This window comes from Kordiimonas gwangyangensis DSM 19435 = JCM 12864 (genome assembly GCF_000375545.1).
Classification (GTDB): Bacteria; Pseudomonadota; Alphaproteobacteria; order Sphingomonadales; family Kordiimonadaceae; genus Kordiimonas; species Kordiimonas gwangyangensis.
In genome coordinates, this window is record NZ_AQXF01000001.1 from 318,093 (window position 1) to 339,920 (window position 21,828).

A 21,828-nucleotide genomic window follows, 5' to 3' on the forward strand; every position below is an offset into this window, starting at 1 on the left:
TAACGCAGGGTCCTGCTACAATTGTAGTAGATGGGTGTGAGGTCAAGGATTAATTGCCTCCTTGGTGGTTTCAGTTGCGCGGCTAGGGCCATGCGCCTATTGTGCGCCGAAACAAGGAAAGCTAGCGGTCATGAGCAACGATCAGGAACAAAAAGGCGAACGTATCGCGAAGGCACTTGCCCGCGCGGGCGTGGGTTCGCGCCGCGATGTGGAGCGCATGATCACCGAAGGCCGCGTATGGCTCGACGGCAAAAAGCTTGAGACACCGGCGGTGCTTGTGGAAAGCCTGCAGGGCATCACCGTTGACGGCGAAGCCATTGGCGATGTCGCTGAAACCAAGCTTTGGCGCATGCATAAACGCCGCGGCACGCTGACCACACACAAGGACCCTGAAGGCCGCCGCACGGTCTTTGACCAGTTGCCGAACCATGTGGGCCGCGTGATTGCGGTTGGCCGCCTTGACATGAACACTGAAGGGCTGCTGCTGCTCACCAACGATGGTGAACTCGCGCGTTACCTGGAACTTCCCGCCAATGCCGTGCTGCGCCGCTACCGTGTACGCGTGCATGGTCGTGTGGATGAAACCGCGCTCAAGAAACTGGAAGACGGCCTGACAATTGACGGCACCCACTATGGCAGCATCGACGCCAAGCTTGAGAAGGTGCAAGGCACCAACGCGTGGCTGACGGTTGCGATCCGCGAAGGCAAGAACCGCGAAGTTCGTCGCGTGATGGAACATCTGGGCCTTGTGGTGAACCGGCTTATACGCACACATTACGGCCCCTTCTCGCTCGGTACGCTGAACGACGGTGCCGTGGCGCTTGTACCTGAAAAACAGCTCTATGAAGTGCTGGCTGATTTCTTCAAGGATGGCACACGCTCTGTCGCGGCCCCTGAGAAAAAACGAGACCCCAGCAAATGGGCCAAGGCCAAGGCACCCAAGAAGGTGAAGCTTGGTGGCAAGCGCAAACCGCGCGACCGGGATGAGGATGCGGGCAAAGCGCCGGCACGCACGGCACGCCGCGGCGCAAGTGCCGACCGCACAAGCACACCGCGCGGCGGCAAGCCTACCGATGGCCGTGGTCGTGACAGCCGCAGCACCGAAGGACGCAAACCGACTGGCCGCACTGAAGGACGCCCAGAAGGCCGCGCAGGAGCAGGCCGCACATCGGAAACCCGCACACCCGATGCACGTAAAGCTTCGTCCGGCAAACCCGCGCGCCCAGCGGGTCGCCCAACCGGTCGGCCTGCAAACAATCGCCCGGAAGGCGCTGGCCGCGGCAGGCCCGCCGGTCGCCCGCAGGGGCCTAAAGGGCCGAAGAAATGACACGCATCATCGCCGGGCGGTTCAAGGGTCGGCGGCTTGACGTGCCGAAGGGGATGGATATCCGCCCCACGACGGACCGCATGCGTGAACGCCTTTTCTCCATGCTGATGCACAGCCGCTACCCTGACATGCAGGGCGCTGTGGTGGCTGACCTTTTTGCCGGCACCGGCGCACTGGGGCTTGAAGCCCTGTCCCGCGGCGCGGCGCAGGTAACCTTTGCCGAAAAAGCGCGTGCATCGCTCGAATGCCTCAAAGGCAATATCGCGACCTTGGGCGCCGCGGATGAAGTGACCATACTGCCCGCTGACGCCAGCAAGCTGCCGCACGCGCGGGAGCGCTGCGACGTCATTTTCATGGACCCGCCTTACCGCATGGGTCTCGTGCGGCCGACGCTTGACGCAATCCTCGCCGGTGGCTGGCTTGCAGAAGACGGCGTGATCGTATGCGAGCTGGCGACAGACGACAAAACCGAGTTTCCGGAAAACCTGACCCTTGTTGACGAGCGCTCACAGGGCCAGCAACGGGTCGTCTTCCTGATGCAGTCCTGACCGGGCTGACCCTTTCGCCGAAGGGTCACCTATCCCGCAAACGTATATGAAGGGTGAGACGCCCTCGCCCAATCTGGAGGGTGGCTCATGCCGGGGCCGCTTGTTACCTGTCGTGTCCATTTCCGGTCGGCTGCCTCGGCGCACATTCTCGTTCACTGTCTTCGGTTTACCGAATGACGGAACAACCTCAACCTTCGGGCATGCACCTAAAGTGCATGCCCGTTTTTTATATCACTTTTACAACCCAACCCCTTTGGATTAGCCCAAAAGAAAAGCCCCGGCCAAGGCCAGGGCTTTGAGAAGTTGGAACGGTCGCGGACGACCGTTCCCGATTTGATCGGTGATTAGAACTTCACACGTGCGCCAACGAAGAAGCGGCGACCAAACACGTCATAGACGTCTGCTGCCGTATCCGTGCCGGTTACGTTGAAGGTCGTGCCCGAGAGCAGGTTCGGCGCTTTGTTATCGAGCAGGTTGTCGATACCGCCGAACAGTTCTACGTGCTCACCCACGCGGTAAGTCGCGTTAAGGTCGAGGTAAACCTCTGCACCAACCGAGATGTCTTTCGGACCGAGGCCGAAGGCTGCCAGGAACTGGTCGTCTTCGTAGGACTTACCGAGGTAAGTACCGGTCAGGCCAACATCAAACGCGTCTTGCGAGTAGGTTACGTTGGCGGTGAAGCGGTGCTTCGGATCGCCGATTTCGCCAACAAACGGATCGCGGTCTGCACCCGGAACCGGGATGTCATAACCTTTGAAGTAGTTGGTGTAGACAACGCGGGAGTTCAGGGTACCGGCAAAGAGGTTCGTGGAGTGACGAACCGTGATGTCGAGACCTTCGGTGAAGCGCAGACCTGCGTTCACGCTCGGCGCGTTGATCAGGTCGATCGAGCCGACGCTGTTCGTGGCGGTCGCTTGTGCACGACGGGTGATCAGATCACAGAAGGACTGTTCGCCCTGACCGTAACACTGGTCGAGGATGAACTGACGCGGCGGTGCAACAATCGCATCTTCAATCTTGATACGGAAGTAGTCAGCCGTGATCGTGAAGTTGCGCAGGAAGTCGACGCTGTTCGGCGTGATCACAACACCAACCGTGTAACTGTCGGAAGTCTCTTCGAAGAGATCCGGATTACCGCTGTTGAAGCCGCTGATGCCTTGGATGTCAGACTGGTTGATCGTGAAGACACCGTTCGCAGCGATGTTCGCTGCAACGCCCGCATCCGCACGGCAGTTGTCACCCGTTGCGCCACCACCCGTCGCACCGATACCGGCACACGGATCGGTCAGGCCAGACGGGAAGGTCTGGGACGGACCGGTGAACAGTTCACCGATGTTCGGAGCACGGACCGAACGAGCGTAGGTCGCACGGAACTTGATGTCTTCGATCGGCGACCAGTCAAGGCCTACGGAGTAGGTGTATACCGAACCAACCGTGGAGTAGTCGGAGATACGGCCTGCACCGCGCAGGTTCATGCTTTCGGCAAACGGAAGGTCAGCAAGGATCGGGATGTTAAGCTCTGCATAAAGCTCTTTAACATCGAAGTCACCACGGGTATCCGGGATAGCGTTACCAGCGTTGAGACCAGCGTTCGTCAGTGCATCGTTGTTGGCCGAGCTCGACTCTTTGCGGTATTCACCGCCGATAGCGAGACCAAGCGGACCAGCCGGCAGGTCAAGGATCGCACCGGAGATGTTCGCGTTGATCACCTGTTGTGTGATGCGGGTCTCCAGCGTCTGGTCAGCTGCGATATAGGCAATCGCTTCTGGCGTGATCGCACCGTTGCCGAAAACGTTGATCGGCACACAACCCTGTGCACGGGCATCAGCGCTGGCACAGATTACGTCGGTCGTGGAGCCGTTGTTGTTGGCGTCGTTCACGTCCCGGATGCCAGCGAGAGCGCTGGCGAAGTTCAGAACGTTAACCTGGCCGTTCGACTGCTGCGATTCCGTGGTGCGGCCATATACGTAGCTCACATCCCAGTTGAATTTGTCGTCAAGCACAGTGCCTTCGAAGCCAACTGCGAAACGGAAGAAGTCGCGGTTGACGGAACCGTTACGGGTACCGAACTCAAGCAGGCGGCGTGCGAAGCTGATGTCGCGGAAGCCGTCGCCGTCGCTGTCAACTGCGTCAGCAACAATCGCGTCCGGAACAAACGGGTTCACCATCATCACGCCGTCAACCATGCGCTCGATATTCACGAGGCCACCAGTTGCCGGGTGGATATCTTCTGAGCTCAGTGCAAACGGCTCGATTTCGCGCGAGGAACGGGTGTTGGCGTAGGTACCTTCAGCGAAGAACGTAACGTTGTCCGCCAGTTCATAGTGACCGCGGGTCGCGAAGAGGAAACGCTCAACCGGCACAGCGATCGTGCGGTAGTTCTGACGGTTGAAGCCGTCTGGGCCGATCTGCTCGCCCGCGAATTCGCCACAGGAAGCCGGTGCGGTACCGCCGTTTGTGCTGAAGCACGGACGCAGTTCACCATTCTGGCCATAGGTCCAGGTCTTGCCGGAACCGGTCGAGAAACGGCCTTGCGTCGGGAAGCTGGAGAGGAACGGCTCGGACGGCGTACCAAAGTCAGCCGGATCACCGGTCAGGCGGAACAGGTCGAAATCGTCAAGCATGGTGTTATCACGCTCACGCGACAGTACACCCTGCTGGTCAGAGTAACCCAGGTGGAACATCATGTTACCTTTGCCGTCGGCGAAGTTGCCACCAGCGGTGATGTTGGCCTGAATCTGCTCGTCGTCACCTTCTTCGGTGATGCCGTACTGGGCGCTTGCTTCGATACCTTCAAAGTCTTTCTTGAAGATAAAGTTCACAACGCCGGCAACAGCGTCAGAACCATAGAGGGAGGAAGCACCACCGGTCAGCACGTCAACGCGTTCGATGAACTGCGTCGGGATCACGTTAAGGTCAACCGTGGCCGTACCCGGACGGCCCGCAACAACGCGGCGGCCGTTGAAGAGTACGAGCGTACGGTCGGAACCGAGGTCGCGAAGGTCAACCGTTGCAGCACCCGTACCGGAGGTCAGGAACGCAGAGTTGGAACGGCTCAGGCCCGGAACACCGAACTGCGGGCTCTCGAGCAGGATTTCCTGTACGTTCGTCGCACCCGACTGACGAATATATTCGCCACCGATCACGTGAACCGGGGATACGGACGAAATGTCTGGGGAGACGATGCGGGAGCCGGTTACGACGACCTCTTCCAGCGTCTCGTCAGCCGCTGCATCCTGTGCAGCCGCAGCACCCGACAGAGCCAACGCCAGAGCAGCTGCAGTGCCACCCAGAAGCTGTGCCCGACGAGCATTTTTGGACAAGTTTTTCACTATCTTTCCTCCTGATTTGATACTCCCCGAGGGGAGGTGCATCAGAAGTACCCGCCGATTTCTATTTAAAAAACCGCAATCAATAGTAAGTAATTGTTTAAGATTTATGTATTCATAACGTGTGTCATTAATAACACATGAAACTAACCTAGTAATTAATACTTTTAGTTTATGCTATTACTATGGTTTATTACTTTAAGCCATAAACCAGCGACGAGCCGATGAACGAGACGCCTAACCCGTTTATGACGAACGCAACAATCGGTAATCTGATTCAACCTTGCGGGTAATTTTCAGGCTGGCAGCACATCAAAAGGTGTGGTTATGCGAATGGCGGGCCCGGTAAAGGCCTCGGTGCCATGCCACATATAGCTCGGGAACAGTACCAGCATTCCGGCCTGTGGCTGGATTCGTCGCGCAACTGTTTCACGGTCAGGTCCAAGGCCTGCGCCGCTTTCCCCAAACTTGATGGCACCGGCATGCGGGGTACCACCGGTCGTATCCGGCACGCCGACATAAAAGGCTGAGCTGATCCAGCCCTTGGGGTGCACATGATTCACGTGGAACCCGTCCCCGCGCAACAACACAGACCATGAGCCGCTGAAGGTAAAACCATCAGATTTGCGCGACAAGAATGGGTGTGTCGGGTCATCCGGCAAGGCGGCTATATAGCGCTCCACCGCGCGGGAGAGTGATGCACGCAGCGCCGCGATTACTGGCTCTTTGCGGTTCAGTAGCGCACCGTTGGTCTGGGTGCCACCGCGAAGGCTCTGGTCAATCGGCTGTGCACTTTTGTCGTGGAGTGCGAGTAGCACATCCCGGAGCTCCTGGAGGAATGCCTCCCGGTTGCTGTACCCAACGGGCACGTCAATCAGGCAAGGCTGTACGAACGCATCATAGTTATTGAGCCACGCCTCGCGCGCGTCACCCAGCAGCCGCCAGCAAAGGCCGCGATAAGCCCAGAGCTCCTGATCATACGGCAGCGCAGCTTCCGCCCGCGCCAGATCTTCGAGCGCTTCACCGTAACGCCCCAACCGTGTGAGGGCCTTGGCGCGGTCAAGGCTAATGGTGGCAGCACCATCACCCGCCAATTTTATTGCGGCTGCATAGTCCGCGAGGCCACCCTGCTCATCGCCCGCGACCATGCGCAACCGCGCGCGGCGGTGCACCAGTTCCGGGGTTGGTGCAAGCATGCGCAGCCCCTCCTCCACCACGGCAAGGGCATCAGTATTGCGCCCCGCCATCTCAAGCGTGCGGGCAAAGGCGGCATAGAGCGGCGCGGACATGGGCGCGGCTTTCAAGGCCACCTGATAAGATTTGCCGTGAAGGTCGCGCTTGCCGTGCTGCCAGTAGAGCCGGTTCAGGGCTTCGTGGGCATCGGTATGGTCAGGCTTCAGCGCAATTGCCGTGCGGAACTCCTGGTCTGCACCCGCCATATCCCCCACATCATAAAGCGCTGTCGCAAACGCAAAGCGCAGGTCTGCCACTTTGGGCGCCAAACGAACGGCTTCCCTGTAGTGCGGGATCGCTTCACGGGCGCGGCCATCAGTACACAACAGATTGCCGAGGTTGTGTCGTGCACGGAAATGGTCGGGCTGTATCGCGACTGCATCACCGAAAGCCTTCTCAGCTTCAGCCAAACGGCCACATTCCTTGAGCGACAGACCACGTGAATTGAGCACACTGGCTGTCACGGGCGTCACCCCTTGCAGTTCCTCCAGCGCTTCCGCATGCCGACCCAGCCGCTGCAGCACCAGCGCGCGGTTTGACCGCGCCTGTTTGAGCGTGGGATCAGCCTTGAGCGCCGCATCAAAACTCGCTAGCGCTTCTTTGTTCCGGCCAAGGGTTGAAAGCAGACTACCCAGACTGTTGTGCGCACCGGCGTCCGTGGGCGCAGCATCGGTCGCGTGGCGGAAGAATTGCTCCGCCTCGCCGTGCTTCCCCTCAAGCTGCCGCACCGCGCCCATAAAGTGCAGGGCTTGGGCCTGCTGGGGTGCGTGCAAAAGCACTTGCTGAAAGCTGGCCTCCGCCCGCTTCAGATCCCGGCGCCGCAGTGCGGCCAGGCCATTGGCAATTTGTGCATTCACGTCCACTCATCATCCCCTTGCCTGTATCCTAGCGTTCGCAGACAACCGCGGGTAGCCTATCATCGGTTTAGGCGGCATAAGGGTGTGCACAAATGCCCCATTGGCTTTTCGCTATAAAACTGTAAGCTATTCAGGCGCTTAACCACGCAGGCAAATCAGGGAAGGCTTATGCGCGAAAAGGAACTCAGGCTGGCGCTTGTCTGTTATGGCGGTGCATCGCTCGCCATCTACATGAACGGCATCTCCGCCGAGATCCTGAAGCTTGTGCGCGCCTCCCGCGCTTACCATAGCATCGTCGATCGTGCCGCGCGCAGCGAAGCTACCTTCGCATCCGCCGCCCCCGAGCGCCCCTATATCACCGATACCGAGAAGCTTTATTTCGAGCTGCTGCAGGCCGTTGGTCACAAGCTGGACCTGCGTGTGATTGTAGATGTGATCTCGGGCGCGAGCGCTGGCGGTATCAACGGTATCTTTCTTGCCCGCGCGCTGGCGCATGATCTGGATTTCGATCCCTTGCGCACCATGTGGCTCAACTTAGGCGACGTCGAGGAACTGATGGAAGACGACACCATCGCTGACCGCTGGAGCAAGTTTTACCTTTACCCCTTCCTGTGGATGTTTGGCCGCCGCGCCTTTGGCGCCGCCAATCCCAATGAGGAAACCCAGCGCAAGCTGTTCCGCTTTGTGCGGTCGCGCTGGTTCCAGCCGCCCTTCTCCGGCACCCGCATGCTGACATGGATGCTGAATGCCGTAGAGAATATGGGGCGCGTATCCGGTGACGAGACCCTGATGCCGCCCGGCCACAAGCTGGACCTGTTCGTAAGCCTGACCAACTTTTTCGGCCAGCCACGCCGTGTTAAACTGCATGACCCACGGGAGGTGCTGGAGCACCAGCACGGTGTCACCCTCAACTTCAGCTACCGGCAGGCGCCGGGTGGCCTGACCATGAGTGAGTTTTCTGACGACAACCTCGCCGGCCTTGGCTTTGCCGCCCGCGCGACATCCAGCTTCCCGGGCGCGTTCCCGCCGCTGCGTCTGCATGACCTTGAAGACAGACTGAAGGCCCGGCGGCAGAACTGGGCGAAGCGGGACCTGTTCCTCGCCAAAAACTTCCCCGCCCTTGTGGCCGATGAAGACACACTCAGGGAGATGTGTTTCATTGACGGCGGTGTCACCAACAACAAACCTTTCGCGTCCGCGATCAAAGCAGTTTACGAACGCCCGGCCCACCGCGAGGTTGACCGCCGCATCATTTATGTGGACCCAACCCCCGACGACCCGGATTTTGTGCGCGAAAAAAGCAGGCATGCGGAGATCCCCGGCTTCTTCCGCACCATCTTGTCGTCGCTTGCCGAAATCCCGCGCACGGAACCGATTTACGAGGACCTCCGCGCCATCGACTTGCAGAACAAAAAAGCGCGCCGGTTCGAGGCCACCGTGCAATCCGCCGAGGCTGAGGTGAACCGCATCGTCGATAGTGCCCTGACGCTTGAGCCCGATCGCGACGTTGAGGTGGCCATGCTGGCCTCGTGGCGTGAACGTGCGCACGAACTGGCGCACAAACACACCGGCTTTGCCTACGCATCCTACATGCAGGCCAAAACCGTGCGGCTCATTGAACGCCTCGCGCAGTTGATGGTAGACGGCGCAGCGCGCTGCGGCACGTCCCTCAGCGAAAGCGACACCTTTGATGCCCTCCGCCACTGGGCTGAGGTCAAGGGCATGCTGTGCCCCGAAGGCGGCGTGGTGGATATCGTGCCGGAACGCGGTTTCCAGCACCACGTGAAACGCCTGCGCGAACTGGATGTCGACTACCGCATCAGACGCCTGCGCTTTGTTATCCTCAAGCTTAACCGCCTGATGCAACAACCCAACAGCGCCCCGCTTGTGGAGCCGGTCAAACGCATCAAGAAACAGATTTACGAACGACTAGAGGCCTTCCGCGCATGCTGGATGATAGAAACCTATGACCCGGCGATCTTTACCTGCAAGGAAGAGGACACCCGCCTGTCGGACGCTGGGATCGAGACTTTCCTCAACGAAGCGGCGCGCACCATCAAGCTTGAGGATCTGGATTTCGCGCTTGATGAGACACTGGCGAGCATCCTCTCTGAACTACCGCATTCGGAACTGCGCTCCACCATATTCCGCGCCTATGTAGGTTATGCCTTCTATGACGTGCTGACCCTACCCATGAGCGCGAGCGCAGACCTGCTGGAGATGGATGAAATCCGCGTCGCGCGCATCAGCCCCATCGACTGCACCGCCATGCACATTGACCCGCTCGACAACGTGCTGATGGGCACGCAGCTTTATAATTTCGGCGCCTTCTTCTCCCGCGCCGCGCGCGAGAATGACTATATCTGGGGCCGCCTGCATGCCGCCAAGCGCATGACAGACTTTGTGCTCGATGCCGCTGGACCAGACGCACTGCCAGACGACTTTGACCTTGAGGACTTCCGCCGCCGCCTTTACCGCGCGGTGCTTGAGACCGAAGCCAAACATGTCGAACGGCAGGGCGAGCTTGTTGAAAGCTTGCTCAAGCGCTTCGCTGACTAATCTCACGCGATACGGGTATCTATACACATGCGCGTGTGCGCGCTAAACTCCCGCGCGACCATACTTCAAGCATGCAGCAACGGGGGGCTAGACCAATGGCAATGCATGAAATGTCCTATGAGGACGCACGACCGCTGATGAAACCGGGCGACGTGATCGCCTTTTCCGGCAAGGGCCATTTTTCCGAAATCATCAAGATGGTGACCTTCTCAGAGGTCAGCCATGTGGGCGTTGTGCTGCAAACACAAATCGCCAGCTTTGCGGACGGGCGCTATTTCAACCAGATTATCGAAGCCGCCACGGTACGGGGTTTCTCCGGCGTGAATATCTCCCGCTTCTCTGAACGCATGCTCGAATACCAGGGTGCCATCTGGTGGCTGCCGATCAGGAAGGACCTGCGCACGGACGAAGAGGCGCACAAGACCTTCTATAATTTCCTCTTTGGCCATGCCGAGGCGCGCACCGAATATGACCTGCCGCAAGCGCTCAAATCTGCAGCGGACAAGTTTGACGACCTGCCCTTCAACATGAACGGGCCGTTCTATAACAAGGAAGACTTCGCGCGCTTCTTCTGCTCAGAGCTTGTGGCAGCTGGGCTTGAACGCGCGGGCATCGTGGGCACCGTCAACTGTTCAGAAGTGACACCGATCGACCTTTGCCGCTGGGACATCTATGAGCAGGACTATTTCCTCCTCAAGCCCGATACCGACGGCTCGAGCCCGACCATCACGCGCCACAACACGCTGGACCCGTCTGACTGGAACCTATAGCCAGCGCTAGGCTTTGCAGCCTTCGAGCCAGACATCATCAGCGCCGTCTGGCTCGCAATCGTGTGCCAGCATGCGTTTGATGCGCGCCACACGCTCCAAATTATCTGCCTCATGGTTCACGGGGTTGAGTGCATCGGGCGCGATGAGCATGCCGACAAGGCCGAGGTATTCGTCCGTCGTCAGCATGCGCAGTTCCTTGCCGTACCAGCGGCGGGAAGCTTCGTGGAAGCCGATGATCGGCCCTGCCTCGTCATGCCCCAGATAGGCGACATTATAAAACGCCTTCAGGATATTATGCCGCGTGACCTTGGCGTGCATGCCAAAACGCGTCATCAGCATCAGCTCGATCTTGCGGAAACCGGGTGTGAAATGTTCAAAGTAGACGCGCTTGCCAAGCGCCTGGCTGATGGTGGTGTAGCCCGCACCGGGGCTTGAGAAATCAAGCCCCCTGTTGGTCCAGAAGGTGGGGTCTTCGACCGCAAGCAGCATCTCGATCCGCGCGTCAGGGATGGTGTCCAGCTCCACCTCGGCTTCCGTGTTGATAGCGGCGATGCGCCACTCGGACACGTCCCGCGCATGCCACACGCGAATGCCCCAATAAACCACAAGCGCAGCCACCACAAACAGGGTGGCCCTGCCAATCATTTTCAAAAATACCATGCCCCAAATCCCAATCGTATACGGCTGATAGTGAAGACCCATGGTTCGCGGCAAATATGGCAAGGCATGGGCACAAGGGTGGCGGCCTGTGGCACGCGCGGGCATTAAGCCTTGCACTTGATCAGTTTTTTCCCTGAAATAGACAAAACACGGAAGGGGACTGAGGATGAAAAAACACCTGTTTGCCGCACCACTGCTGCTGGCCGCCATGACCGCACTTGCCGCTTGTGAGGAGAAGGCTGAGAAACCGGCGGAACCCGCGACAGAAGCACAGCAAACCGCATCGCCCGCAGCCCCGCTTCCTGCCGCACGCGAAGGTGTGGTCACCGACCGTTTCGCCAAGATGGCGCTTGAATGTGTGCACCGGGAATACCCGAACAAGATCAGCCATGTGCTGAACTCAGACAAAGATGCCAAAACCCCGCGTGAACTGACCCCCGCCTTCTTCGGTTGTTTTGACTGGCACTCAAGCGTGCATGGCCACTGGCTGCTGGTACGCTTGATGAAGCTGGACCCCACGTCACCCATGGCAAAAGCAAGCGAGGCCGCGCTCGCCAAAAGCTTCACGGAAGAGAACCTGAAGCGCGAGGTCACCTATTATATGGGCGAAGGCCGCAAGGGCTTTGAGCGCCCCTACGGCATCGCGTGGTACCTGCAGCTTGTCGCCGAACTGCATGAAAGCCAGAACCCCAACCATCAGGCATGGCGCGAAACCCTGCGCCCGCTGGAGGGCGAGATCGTGAAGAAGATGAGCGCATGGTTGCCGAAGCTTGCCTACCCCGTGCGCCTCGGCACCCATAACCAGAGCGCTTTTGCCTTTGGCCAGATGATCGATTATGCCCGCACCGTGGGTGACAAGACGTTCGAAAAGCTGCTGACCGACCGCAGCCGCGTCTTCTTCGGCGGCGATGTGGGCTGCCCCATCGGCTATGAACCTTCGGGCGAGGATTTCCTCTCTCCCTGCCTGATGGAGGCGGACCTCATGCGCCGCGTGATGACGGAAGAAGGCTTCGCAGCCTGGCTCACCGGTTTCCTGCCCGGCATCCCTGAGGACGGCACGGCAAGCTGGCTCAAACCCGCTATCGTGAATGACCCGACGGACGGTAAACTGGTGCACCTTGACGGTGTAAACCTCAGCCGCGCATGGGCGCTTGAAGGCATCGCAAGCGCGCTACCGGATAGTGACCCACGCATCGCCAGCCTTCTCGCCACCGCAGCCACCCACAAGGACAGCGGCATCAAAGCCGTGAGCGACGCGCACTATGCCGGCAGCCACTGGCTGGCCAGCTTCGCGACATATCTGACGACAAAGCGGGGTATCGCGGAGTAGGCGAACGCCCCACCCGCAGTTTTTGTTACGAGGTTAGAAAATTCATTTCGTTTGTGGCGAGCAATTGCAGATGCTACGCATCGCGAATTGTCACACGAGCGATACACGATGAAACATTTTCTAACACGCCATCAGGCCGCCACCCGAAAACGCGACGCTTTGGCCGCAGGCCTTGGTGGCCTGCTGGGTATTCTGGCTGTTGGCGGGCTGTCCGTACTGGCGGAAACCCCGCTACTGATGGCACCCTTTGGCGCGAGCTGTGTGCTATTGTTCTCGGTACCATCAAGCCCGCTGTCGCAGCCTATAAACGTCATCGGCGGTCATGTGGTCGCGACCATTATTTCGCTTATTCTTGTGCAGTTCCTGCCGGGGGAGTGGTGGGCGCTCGCCATCGGTGTGGGGCTTGCCATCACGGCCATGGGGCTGCTGCGCATCACGCACCCGCCAGCCGGCGCTGACCCGATCGTGATCATGCTGGCGGCACCCTCGTGCGATTTCCTGTTCACCCCCGTGCTCTTGGGGGCGGTCATATTGGTGGCCGTCGCCAAAGCAGTGCACCGCACGACCGGCACCGTCTACCCACTACCACTTCCCACGACTGAGACCAAGCCGGAGCGGGAGGCAGCCTAGCGCCGCCCGAATAGTTTTTCGATATCTGAGAGTTTGAGTTCAACGTAGGTGGGGCGGCCGTGGTTACATTGGCCGGAATGGGGCGTTGCTTCCATCTCGCGCAGCAGCGCGTTCATCTCATCGACTGTCAGGCGGCGGCCTGCGCGCACACTACCGTGGCACGCCATGGTGCCGCATACTTCCTCAAGCCGTTCCTTCAGCGAAAGGGCTTCATCAAGCTCCGTCAGCTCATCGGCCAGGTCCCGTACAAGGCCGTGCACGTCCAGTTTACCCAGCATGGCCGGTACCTCGCGCACCATCACTGCACCTTCACCGAAAGGCTCAATGATCAGGCCGAGGCCCGCGAGTTCCTCGGCACGCGCGATCAGCCGTTCGGCAGGGCCGTCTTCAAGCTCCACCACATCAGGCAGCAGCAGCGACTGCCGCACGACGCCTGTGGCGGCGATCTGTTTTTTCATGCGTTCATAAACGAGCCGCTCGTGCGCAGCGTGCTGGTCCACGATCACGATGCCGTCTGCTGTCTGGCTGACGATATACGTCGCATGCACTTGGCCCCGCGCGGTGCCGAGCGGATACTCAGATGGCGCGGGTTGCACCTGTTCATACACCCGGCCTTCAGGCATCACCATGGCTGCATCATCCACCGCGCGGGCAGACGGCATGGCCATGTCGCCGCGGCGCTCAAACGCCATTTGCGCGTCTTCCGAAACCCGTAGGCCTGAGCTTTCACGATAGCTCTCTGGCGGCGCATACATGTCGCGGATCACGTCCGAGAAACCTTGTGGCAGGCTCGCGCGTTCCTGCGGGCGGCCCCACGGCAGGCTGCTCATGCCCTCACTGCGGATAGCGCCAAGGGCGGCGCTTGCCACCGTTGTGGACGCGCGGTGGCCGGCGGCATTGAGGCCGTGACGAAGTGCGGAAACGATCAAGCCCCGCACAAGGCCCGCATCCTTGAAACGCACCTCGGCTTTCGCGGGGTGCACGTTCACGTCAACAAATTCGGACGGCACATCAAGGAATAGCGCCAGCACCGGGTGCCGGTCCCGCGCCAGATAGTCCTGATAAGCGCCGCGCACGGCACCTGTCAGCAGCTTGTCCCGCACCGGGCGGCCGTTCACGAACAGATATTGCTGCATGGCATTGCCGCGCGAATAGGTGGGCAGGCCCGCAAAGCCGGTCAGCCTCAAACCTTCACGCTCGGCATCAATTTCAATCGCATTATCGCGGAACTCACGGCCGAGGATGGCACCCAAACGCTCAAGCCGCGCATCACCCGTCAGGCTCGCCACCGGCGGCGCGCGGAAAGTGGTGCGGTCACCGTCCGAGAGTGAGAAAGCAATGCCCGGGTGCGCCATGGCTAGGCGCTTCATCACGTCACCCGCTGCGCTATATTCCGTGCGCGCGGTTTTCATGAATTTGAGCCGCGCCGGCGTGGCATAGAAAAGGTCCCGCACTTCAATGCGGGTGCCTTCACCAAAAGCCGCAGGCTCTACCGCATGTTTCTTGCCAGCCTCGACCCGCACTGCCCAGCTCTCGTCCGAACCGCGCGCGCGGGAGGTGACCGTGAGCCGCGCCACTGCACCGATGGAGGCCAGCGCCTCGCCCCGGAAACCGAGGGAGGCGATGTTGACAAGGTCTTCGTCCGTCAGCTTCGATGTGGCGTGACGTTCAACGGCGAGCGACAGTTCGTCCGCGTCCATGCCGCGGCCGTCGTCGGTCACCTGAATGAGTGCACGGCCACCGTCGCGCATCACCACATCCACGCGGGCTGAACCAGCGTCGATGGAATTTTCCACCAGTTCCTTGACCGCACTTGCGGGCCGTTCAACCACTTCGCCCGCCGCGATCCGGTTGATCGTGCGTTCCGACAGTAGGCGAATGATGCCCGCAGTTTTGGGCAGGTCATGTCTGTTTTGGCTGGTCATGGCCGGACCCTAGCAGGCTTGAAAGCTGCACGGAAGTGGCGCGTGGCGATGCGCCATAATTTGCTGTGGAAAAACAGTTCAGAAGGCGATGTTGCCGTCGTCTTCCTCCGGCAGTGGCGTGTTGCGGTAGAGGACCGATTCCTTTTCCCGCATCTCCTCAAGCGCGCCTTCCTTGAGCGCCTGCGCAAGCCGCTCTTCCTTCACCGCCTGCACTTCGGCCTCAAATGCATTCCGCTCTGTCACCGAAAGCGCTTCGACATCCTCAAGGTTTTCAAGCCCCCAGCGCTCCATCACTTCAGCTCGGGCGGCTTCCTCTGCCTGCTGGCGGCGTTCATATTCCACCCAGCCCAGGAGGCCAAGCGTCGCAATACCGCCGCTCGGGGACGATGTTGCCCCCTGCCCGGCATCAAATTCCTCGAGGATGGCCTGAAACTGCCGATTCTCTCTCACCTCATCGCTGCCGCGACCGGTGGAGAAGGCCGCGATTGCAGCCGATTGTTCAATTTTCATATCACTCGCCCTTTTTTTATGCCCGCAAGCACAAGCAAGGAATGCGCCGACTATATTTAACTAAATGGTTGACTATTGAATTGGCGCGACTATATTTAACCACATGGTTAAACATTATTCAGATCGGCTCGACGCCACTTTCCACGCACTGGCCTGCCCCACCCGGCGCGGCATGCTCGCATCCCTCATGAGCGGGGAGAAGACCGTCAGCGCGCTGGCGGAGCCCTATGCCATGTCGCTCGCCGCGGTCTCGAAGCATATCAAAAAGCTTGAGGTGGCCGGGCTTGTTGAACGCAAGGTGGAGGGCCGCACGCACTACTGCCGCCTGAATGCAAAGAATATGGCCGAGGCCCACGCCTGGATGGAACGTTACCGCCGCTTCTGGGAAGGCAAGCTGGACCTTCTGGAAGCCCTGCTTGAGGCCGAGGACCGGGAGAAGGAGACCAAGTGAGCAAGCCTGAGACCCTGACCGTCACGGTCAGCAAACATTTCCGTGCGTCGGCCGAGCGTGTGTATGACGCGTGGCTCAAGCCCGAAAGCGCCCGTCAGTGGCTGTTCGCCACACCGGACGGTGAGATGGTGGCATATGAGATCGACGCCCGCGTGGGTGGCGGTTTCCGCTTCACCGACCGGCGCGACGGCAAGGAGTGGGAGCATGTGGGCACCTATATCGAGCTCACACGCCCGCACCGCATTGTCTTTGATTTTGCCTTGCCCGCGATCGAGCCCAAACCCGACCGCGTGACCATTGAAATCGAGCGCGAGGGCGATGGCTGCAAGCTTACCCTCACCCACGTCATGGACGCCAAATACGCCGACTATTTCGACCAGACGGTCAACGGCTGGACGAAGATGCTGGCCATGATGGAACCCCATATCTGATGCGCATATCCCGCGCACTTTTTGCACACAAGATGCCCGAAAAACGGGTCACAACAGGAGGACGGAATGACAATCAACCAGAGTTACGCGCAAGCGCTTGCGCCTGATACCATTGAGATCAAACGGCTGTTTCCCGGCGCCAAGGAACGCGTTTGGAGCTACGTGACAGAAGGTGCTAAACGCGCCAAATGGCTCGCAGGTGGTGATGATATACCGCAAACGCCGGGCGAGCAGTTCACTCTCATCTTCCGACACAGCACGCTCTCGGACGTGGAAGAAAAAACGCCCGAGCAATACAAGGCCAGCGACACACCGGAAGGTATCCAGGGAGAGTGCCGGCTTGAAGCCATTGATCCACCCAACAGCCTTACCTTCACATGGGATGAAACCGACGGCGACGCCTCTGAGGTGACCTTCACCCTGACACAAGACGGCGACAAAACACTCCTGACACTGACCCACCGCAAGCTCAGAAATGCGGAAGAAATGCTCGGTGTTTCCGGTGGTTGGCACACACACCTTGATATCATGGTGGATGTCCTTGAAGGACGCCCGCCGCGAGGCTTCTGGACCACGCATTCCGTGCTCGACAAAGAATACCGCAAGCGGTTGAAGCTCAACTAAATTACCCAATCCTTTGAGGCCGCCACATCGGGCGGCCTCAACACACCAACAATCACCACCCATATCACTTGCTTGAATTCCTCTCTATAAAATGCAATGTGATAACATATATTTTTGGAGAGTTTTGATGACCGCTTATCTGATTTATTCCCTTCTGCTGGGTATCGGCGCAACGGTGGTGATGGACCTTTGGGCCATGATTCTAAGGTACGGCTTCGGCATAAAGGGTCTCGATTATGCTTTTGTGGGGCGCTGGGTGTTGCATATGGGCCGCGGTACTTTCCGGCATGCCAGTATTGCCGCAGCGACACCTATGCCCTTTGAAAGGCCCCTCGGCTGGGTTGTCCACTATGGCACCGGCGTGCTGTTTGCGGCTGTGCCCGCCTGCGCCGTCGGCCCTGAGTGGATGAAAGCGCCAACACCCCTGCCCGCGCTTGCGGTCGGCATCGGCAGCATCATTGCGCCCTTCTTTATCATGCAGCCTGCGTTTGGCTTTGGCTTTGCCGCCAGCCGCACACCAGCGCCCTGGAAGGCACGCTTGAAAAGCCTTGTGACCCACACAGTGTTTGGCATGGGGTTATATCTCACCGCACTGCTGCTCGCCACGTTCTGACAATAAAAAAGCCGCCCTCAGGGCGGCTTCCTTTGACGCTTCGCTTAAGCAGGCGCTTAACGCGCGCTTTCGCTCGAGACGCGTTTGATGCTGATGTTGTCAGTACGGAACTGGCGCTCTTCAGCATCGAGCAGGTCCTGCATCAGCACAGCCTTTTTCACTACATCAAGGTCTTTCTGGCCAGCGTTTGAACGCACATCAGGCTCGGACCGGCCAAGGCGGGAGAGAAGCTCAGCCTCGCCTTTGCTTTTCGGTGCGGAACGTTTGAATTCCTTGCCCGGGAAAAGCGCCTCGAAAGCCTGACGGCCCGGATCGATTTCCTGTGCGTTCGGCTCACCCGGACGCGGCGGCGAGAGGTCGGCTTCCGGCGGAATAACAAGCGGCGCCCGGCTTACAACGTCAAATTCGTTGGGGCTGAGCTTTTTTGATCCACACGCGGCGAGCGTGGAGCCCGCAATCAGAACAAGCGCGATGGCCTTCAACTTCATGAACTCTCTCCTTCAGGGTCGCGCGCACCTTCGGCAACCTTTTGGGCATTTTTAGGGCTTTTATCGCCGCCCCGCAACCCATCAATGATCAACAGTATCACACCAATGGTAATTGCGGCGTCAGCAACGTTGAAAACATAGAAACTGTAACCGAACGCATGCAGGTGAACAAAGTCCGCAACTGCATCATGGACAAGGCGGTCAATCACGTTACCGACGGCCCCGCCAATGATGAGCGAAAGCGACAGTGCTTCAAATTTGCGGTCAACTTTCCGCATCCACATCACAAGCCAAACCGTGATGGCGAGCGTGAGCACGATGAGGCCCCACTTGCCGACCCCTTCCCCAAGGGGGATGCCCATGGAAATATTTTCATTCCACACCATGGTGAAGCTGAGAAAGGGCAGCAGCGGTATGCTATCCGTCGCCGGCAAGTTGAGGACCTCAAGAATCCACCATTTGCTGAGCTGGTCCGCCACCATCACGATGGCGGACACAAGAAGCCCGAAGCGGAAGAAAGGCCCTGCGCTCATCAGGCGGCAGCCCCACTATCGATGCTTGCCACCGCGTCAGAGCAGCGGTTGCAAAGCTCACCATGCGCGGTCACTTCCTCGGACACGACCCAGCAACGCTCACACTTGTCGCCGCTTGCCACCTTGGTGACCACGGCAATGCCTTTGACATCCTCAAGCGTGAAGGCCCCTTCAGGGGCTTCGGCCTCAAGGAGGCGGGCGGAGGAGGTGATCATCAACTCAGCGATATTAAGGCCTGCCATCGCTTCCACATAGGCATAGTCCGCCACATAAACGGTGACATCCGCCTGCAGGCTGGAGCCGATGCGTTTCTCACGGCGGTCAAGCTCAAGCGCACCGTTCACGACACGGCGGAGGCGGCGGATCTTGGTCCACTTCTCAGCCAGTGCTTCATCTTTCCACGCTTCCGGCGTTGCAGGCCACTGCTGGCGGTGCACACTTTCTGCATCGTCACCAAAGCGGGAGAGCCACACTTCCTCTGCCGTGAAAGCGAGGATGGGCGCGAACCATGTGGTGAGGCGAGCAAACACTTCATCCAGCACCGTGCGAACGGCACGGCGGCGAAGGCTCGTCGGATCATCGCAATAGAGGCTGTCCTTGCGGATATCGAAATAGAAGGCCGACAGTTCCTGAATACAGAACTGATAAAGCGCCTGAAAGATCGGGTTATAATCGAAGCTGTTGGCCCGGTCGCGAATGAGCGCATCCAGTTCCGCAAGGCGGTGCAGGATGAAACGCTCAAGCTCCGGCATTTCAACTGCAGGCAGGCGCTCCTCTTCCGTAAAGCCATGCAGGTTACCAAGGAGGTAGCGCATGGTGTTGCGGATTTTACGGTAGGCGTCAACCTGACCCTGAATGATCTGGTCACCGATACGAACGTCTTCCATATAGTCGACGGACACCACCCACAGGCGCAGGATGTCAGCGCCGAACTGCTGGATGATGGTTTGCGGCGCCACGGTGTTGCCGAGCGATTTGGACATCTTCTTGCCTTCACCGTCCATGGTGAAGCCGTGGGTCAGCACGTTCTTGTAGGGCGCGCGACCACGGGTGCCACAGCTTTCAAGCAAGCTGGACTGGAACCAGCCGCGGTGCTGGTCCGAGCCTTCGAGGTAAAGGTCAGCAGGCGACTGCAGGTCCTCGCGGCCTTCGCAGACAAACGCGTGGGTGGAGCCACTGTCGAACCATACGTCGAGGATGTCGAACACCTGCTCGTATTCTTCATGGTTGATGCCCAACCCTTTGAAGAATTCCTCCGGCGGTACCTTAACCCATGCATCTGCACCGCCTTCGCGCACGGCGTTCACGATGCGGCGGTTCACCACTTCATGGTTGAGGACCTCGCCGGTTTCCTTGTGGACAAACACAGTGATCGGCACACCCCAGGCACGCTGGCGAGAGATCACCCAGTCAGGGCGGTCAGCAACCATGGCTTTGATGCGGTTCTTCGACACTGCCGGGAACCAGTTGGTATCTTCAATGCCCTTGAGGGCCGCCGCACGCAGGCCGGTCTTCTCCATCGAGATGAACCACTGCGGTGTGTTGCGGAAGATAAGCGGCGCTTTGGAGCGCCAGCTGTGCGGGTAGGAGTGCGACAGCGTACCCACGCTCATGAGCGCGCCAACGTCCGTCAGCAGCGCGCACACATCGTCCGCCACCTTGTAAACATGTTTACCGGCAACGAGCGGTACATGGTCGTAGTAGCAACCGGCCTCGTCCACCGTGAACGGCACCTCGATGCCAAATTTCACATGCGCGACCTGATAGTCATCGTCACCATGGCCTGGTGCTGTGTGCACGAAGCCCGTACCGGCGTCTGTGGTCACATGGTCACCCGGCAGCATCGGCACGTCAAAGTCATAACCCTGACCACGCCATGGGTGCGCGAGCACGCCACCTTCAAGGTCTTTGCCTTTGACGTGGTTGATGACGAGGTAGTTGTCCACCTTGGCGCGTTTGACGAAGTCAACCACCAGTGCGTCCGCCACCACAAGGCGCTCACCCGCTTTCACAGTTGCGCCTTCGGCGACTTCCGTCACCTCGATGACGATATAGTCAATTTCGGGTCCGTAACAAACCGCGCGGTTGGCCGGGATGGTCCATGGTGTCGTGGTCCAGATGACCACTTTGGCACCCTCGACCTCATCGGTCGGCACTTTCACGAATGGGAAGGCCACATCGATCTGGGTTGAGGTGTGGTCGTGGTATTCCACTTCCGCTTCCGCCAAGGCGGTCTTCTCAACTGGCGACCACATCACCGGCTTGGAGCCACGATAGAGCGCGCCAAGGGTGGAGAACTTCATCAGCTCTTCAACGATCTGCGCTTCAGCATCATAGTCCATGGTGAGGTAGGGGTTTTCCCAATCACCGAAGATACCAAGGCGCTTGAATTCGTCGCGCTGAACGCCAACCCATTCGTCAGCAAATTCGCGGCATTCACGGCGGAACTCAACAGGGTCCACCTCGTCCTTGTTTTTCTTCTTCTTGCGGTATTTTTCTTCGATCTTCCACTCGATCGGCAGGCCGTGACAGTCCCAGCCCGGAACGTAAGGCGCGTCCTTGCCCTGCATCTGCTGGGACTTGACGATCACGTCCTTGAGGATCTTGTTCATGGCGTGGCCGATGTGGATGTTGCCGTTCGCGTAGGGCGGGCCATCATGCAGCACAAATTTCTCGCGGCCCTTTGCGTCAGCGCGCAGTTGGCCGTAGATGTTATCTTTGTACCAGCGCTTCAGGAATTCCGGCTCGCGCTGCGGCAGGCCCGCGCGCATGGGGAAATCGGTTGTCGGCAAAAATACGGTGTCGCGGTAATCGCGTTTCGAGCTGTCATCAGCAGACATAGTCTCTTGTCTCGCTTCTATCTAAAAGGCCGCTGCGTCACGCGCGCGGCATCAAACGGTATTCTGGAAAATGTTGCAAACTTGAAACCCCGGTCGCTAAGCCTGTAGCGCCGGGCCAGTAATTCGAATGCCAGTAATTCGAATGGATATGTTCGCGGTTACCCGCAGGA

Annotated in this window: 18 protein-coding genes; 10 read left to right on the plus strand and 8 right to left on the minus strand. The window is 59.1% G+C overall.

The genetic code is table 11. The features are described from left to right. Positions 1-130 precede the first annotated feature (130 nt). A complete protein-coding gene (locus B150_RS19245) occupies positions 131-1,327 on the plus strand; it encodes a pseudouridine synthase (protein WP_020398089.1) in 1,197 nt (398 codons plus the stop codon). After that, complete coding sequence (rsmD, locus tag B150_RS0101425; protein ID WP_020398090.1) at positions 1,324-1,875, plus strand: 16S rRNA (guanine(966)-N(2))-methyltransferase RsmD; 552 nt, start codon at positions 1,324-1,326, stop codon at positions 1,873-1,875. The genes B150_RS19245 and rsmD overlap by 4 nt, the downstream gene beginning before the upstream one ends. A 344-nt stretch (positions 1,876-2,219) precedes the next feature. On the opposite strand, the gene B150_RS0101430 is transcribed toward rsmD, so the two are convergent. Both B150_RS0101430 and B150_RS22045 read right to left on the minus strand, forming a co-directional pair. Continuing rightward, a complete protein-coding gene (locus B150_RS0101430) occupies positions 2,220-5,207 on the minus strand; it encodes a TonB-dependent receptor domain-containing protein (RefSeq protein ID WP_020398091.1) in 2,988 nt (995 codons plus the stop codon). Between the two features lie 293 nt (positions 5,208-5,500). Next, positions 5,501-7,300, minus strand: coding sequence for a tetratricopeptide repeat protein (locus B150_RS22045; protein ID WP_020398092.1), 1,800 nt, complete (start codon positions 7,298-7,300; stop codon positions 5,501-5,503). A gap of 162 nt (positions 7,301-7,462) precedes the next feature. Here B150_RS22045 and B150_RS0101440 point away from each other — a divergent pair, with 162 nt between their 5' ends. Both B150_RS0101440 and B150_RS0101445 read left to right on the plus strand, forming a co-directional pair. Next, entirely contained in the window at positions 7,463-9,853 is a 2,391-nt protein-coding gene (locus tag B150_RS0101440; RefSeq protein WP_020398093.1) for a patatin-like protein, read from the plus strand. 95 nt (positions 9,854-9,948) lie between these two features. Next, the gene (locus B150_RS0101445) at positions 9,949-10,623 is read left to right on the plus strand and encodes a hypothetical protein (protein WP_020398094.1); all 675 of its coding nucleotides are present in this window, start codon (positions 9,949-9,951) and stop codon (positions 10,621-10,623) included. Between the two features lie 6 nt (positions 10,624-10,629). On the opposite strand, the gene B150_RS19255 is transcribed toward B150_RS0101445, so the two are convergent. After that, positions 10,630-11,283, minus strand: a complete 654-nt coding sequence (locus tag B150_RS19255; protein ID WP_020398095.1) for a transglycosylase domain-containing protein — start codon at positions 11,281-11,283, stop codon at positions 10,630-10,632. Between the two features lie 166 nt (positions 11,284-11,449). On the opposite strand from B150_RS19255, the gene B150_RS0101455 reads away from it, so the two are divergent. Together B150_RS0101455 and B150_RS19260 are read left to right on the plus strand one after the other, a co-directional pair. Next, positions 11,450-12,613: a DUF2891 domain-containing protein gene (locus tag B150_RS0101455; protein ID WP_020398096.1), complete on the plus strand. Its 1,164-nt coding sequence runs from the start codon at positions 11,450-11,452 to the stop codon at positions 12,611-12,613. Between the two features lie 108 nt (positions 12,614-12,721). Further along, positions 12,722-13,243 (plus strand): HPP family protein, encoded by a 522-nt coding sequence (locus B150_RS19260; RefSeq protein WP_020398097.1) that lies wholly within the window; start codon positions 12,722-12,724, stop codon positions 13,241-13,243. Here B150_RS19260 and mutL read toward each other — a convergent pair. Then, positions 13,240-15,168: a DNA mismatch repair endonuclease MutL gene (gene mutL / locus B150_RS0101465; protein ID WP_020398098.1), complete on the minus strand. Its 1,929-nt coding sequence runs from the start codon at positions 15,166-15,168 to the stop codon at positions 13,240-13,242. The two genes, B150_RS19260 and mutL, sit on opposite strands and share 4 nt — an antisense overlap. A 78-nt stretch (positions 15,169-15,246) precedes the next feature. Beyond that, positions 15,247-15,678, minus strand: coding sequence for a hypothetical protein (locus B150_RS0101470; protein WP_020398099.1), 432 nt, complete (start codon positions 15,676-15,678; stop codon positions 15,247-15,249). A 103-nt stretch (positions 15,679-15,781) separates the two neighbouring features. Between B150_RS0101470 and B150_RS0101475 the strand changes: the two genes are divergently transcribed. The 4 genes from B150_RS0101475 to B150_RS0101490 all read left to right on the plus strand — a co-directional run bounded on the left by B150_RS0101475 (position 15,782) and on the right by B150_RS0101490 (position 17,797). Continuing rightward, positions 15,782-16,129 (plus strand): ArsR/SmtB family transcription factor, encoded by a 348-nt coding sequence (locus B150_RS0101475; protein ID WP_020398100.1) that lies wholly within the window; start codon positions 15,782-15,784, stop codon positions 16,127-16,129. Next, positions 16,126-16,560, plus strand: coding sequence for an SRPBCC family protein (locus B150_RS0101480; RefSeq protein ID WP_020398101.1), 435 nt, complete (start codon positions 16,126-16,128; stop codon positions 16,558-16,560). Before B150_RS0101475 ends, B150_RS0101480 begins: the two co-directional genes overlap by 4 nt. Before the next feature lie 66 nt (positions 16,561-16,626). Further along, the gene (locus tag B150_RS0101485; RefSeq protein ID WP_020398102.1) at positions 16,627-17,184 is read left to right on the plus strand and encodes an SRPBCC family protein; all 558 of its coding nucleotides are present in this window, start codon (positions 16,627-16,629) and stop codon (positions 17,182-17,184) included. 127 nt (positions 17,185-17,311) lie between these two features. Then, positions 17,312-17,797: a DUF2938 domain-containing protein gene (locus tag B150_RS0101490; RefSeq protein WP_020398103.1), complete on the plus strand. Its 486-nt coding sequence runs from the start codon at positions 17,312-17,314 to the stop codon at positions 17,795-17,797. Between the two features lie 56 nt (positions 17,798-17,853). Here B150_RS0101490 and B150_RS19265 read toward each other — a convergent pair whose 3' ends face one another. From B150_RS19265 to ileS, 3 genes are read right to left on the minus strand one after another with little or no spacing between them, the layout of a single operon-like run. Continuing rightward, positions 17,854-18,285, minus strand: a complete 432-nt coding sequence (locus B150_RS19265; RefSeq protein WP_020398104.1) for a DUF3035 domain-containing protein — start codon at positions 18,283-18,285, stop codon at positions 17,854-17,856. Next, a complete protein-coding gene (gene lspA, locus B150_RS0101500; RefSeq protein WP_020398105.1) occupies positions 18,282-18,818 on the minus strand; it encodes a signal peptidase II in 537 nt (178 codons plus the stop codon). The genes B150_RS19265 and lspA overlap by 4 nt, the downstream gene beginning before the upstream one ends. Beyond that, on the minus strand, positions 18,818-21,658 hold the full coding sequence (ileS, locus tag B150_RS0101505) for an isoleucine--tRNA ligase (protein ID WP_020398106.1): 2,841 nt from the start codon (positions 21,656-21,658) through the stop codon (positions 18,818-18,820). The genes lspA and ileS overlap by 1 nt, the downstream gene beginning before the upstream one ends. Between the last annotated feature and the right edge of the window lie 170 nt (positions 21,659-21,828).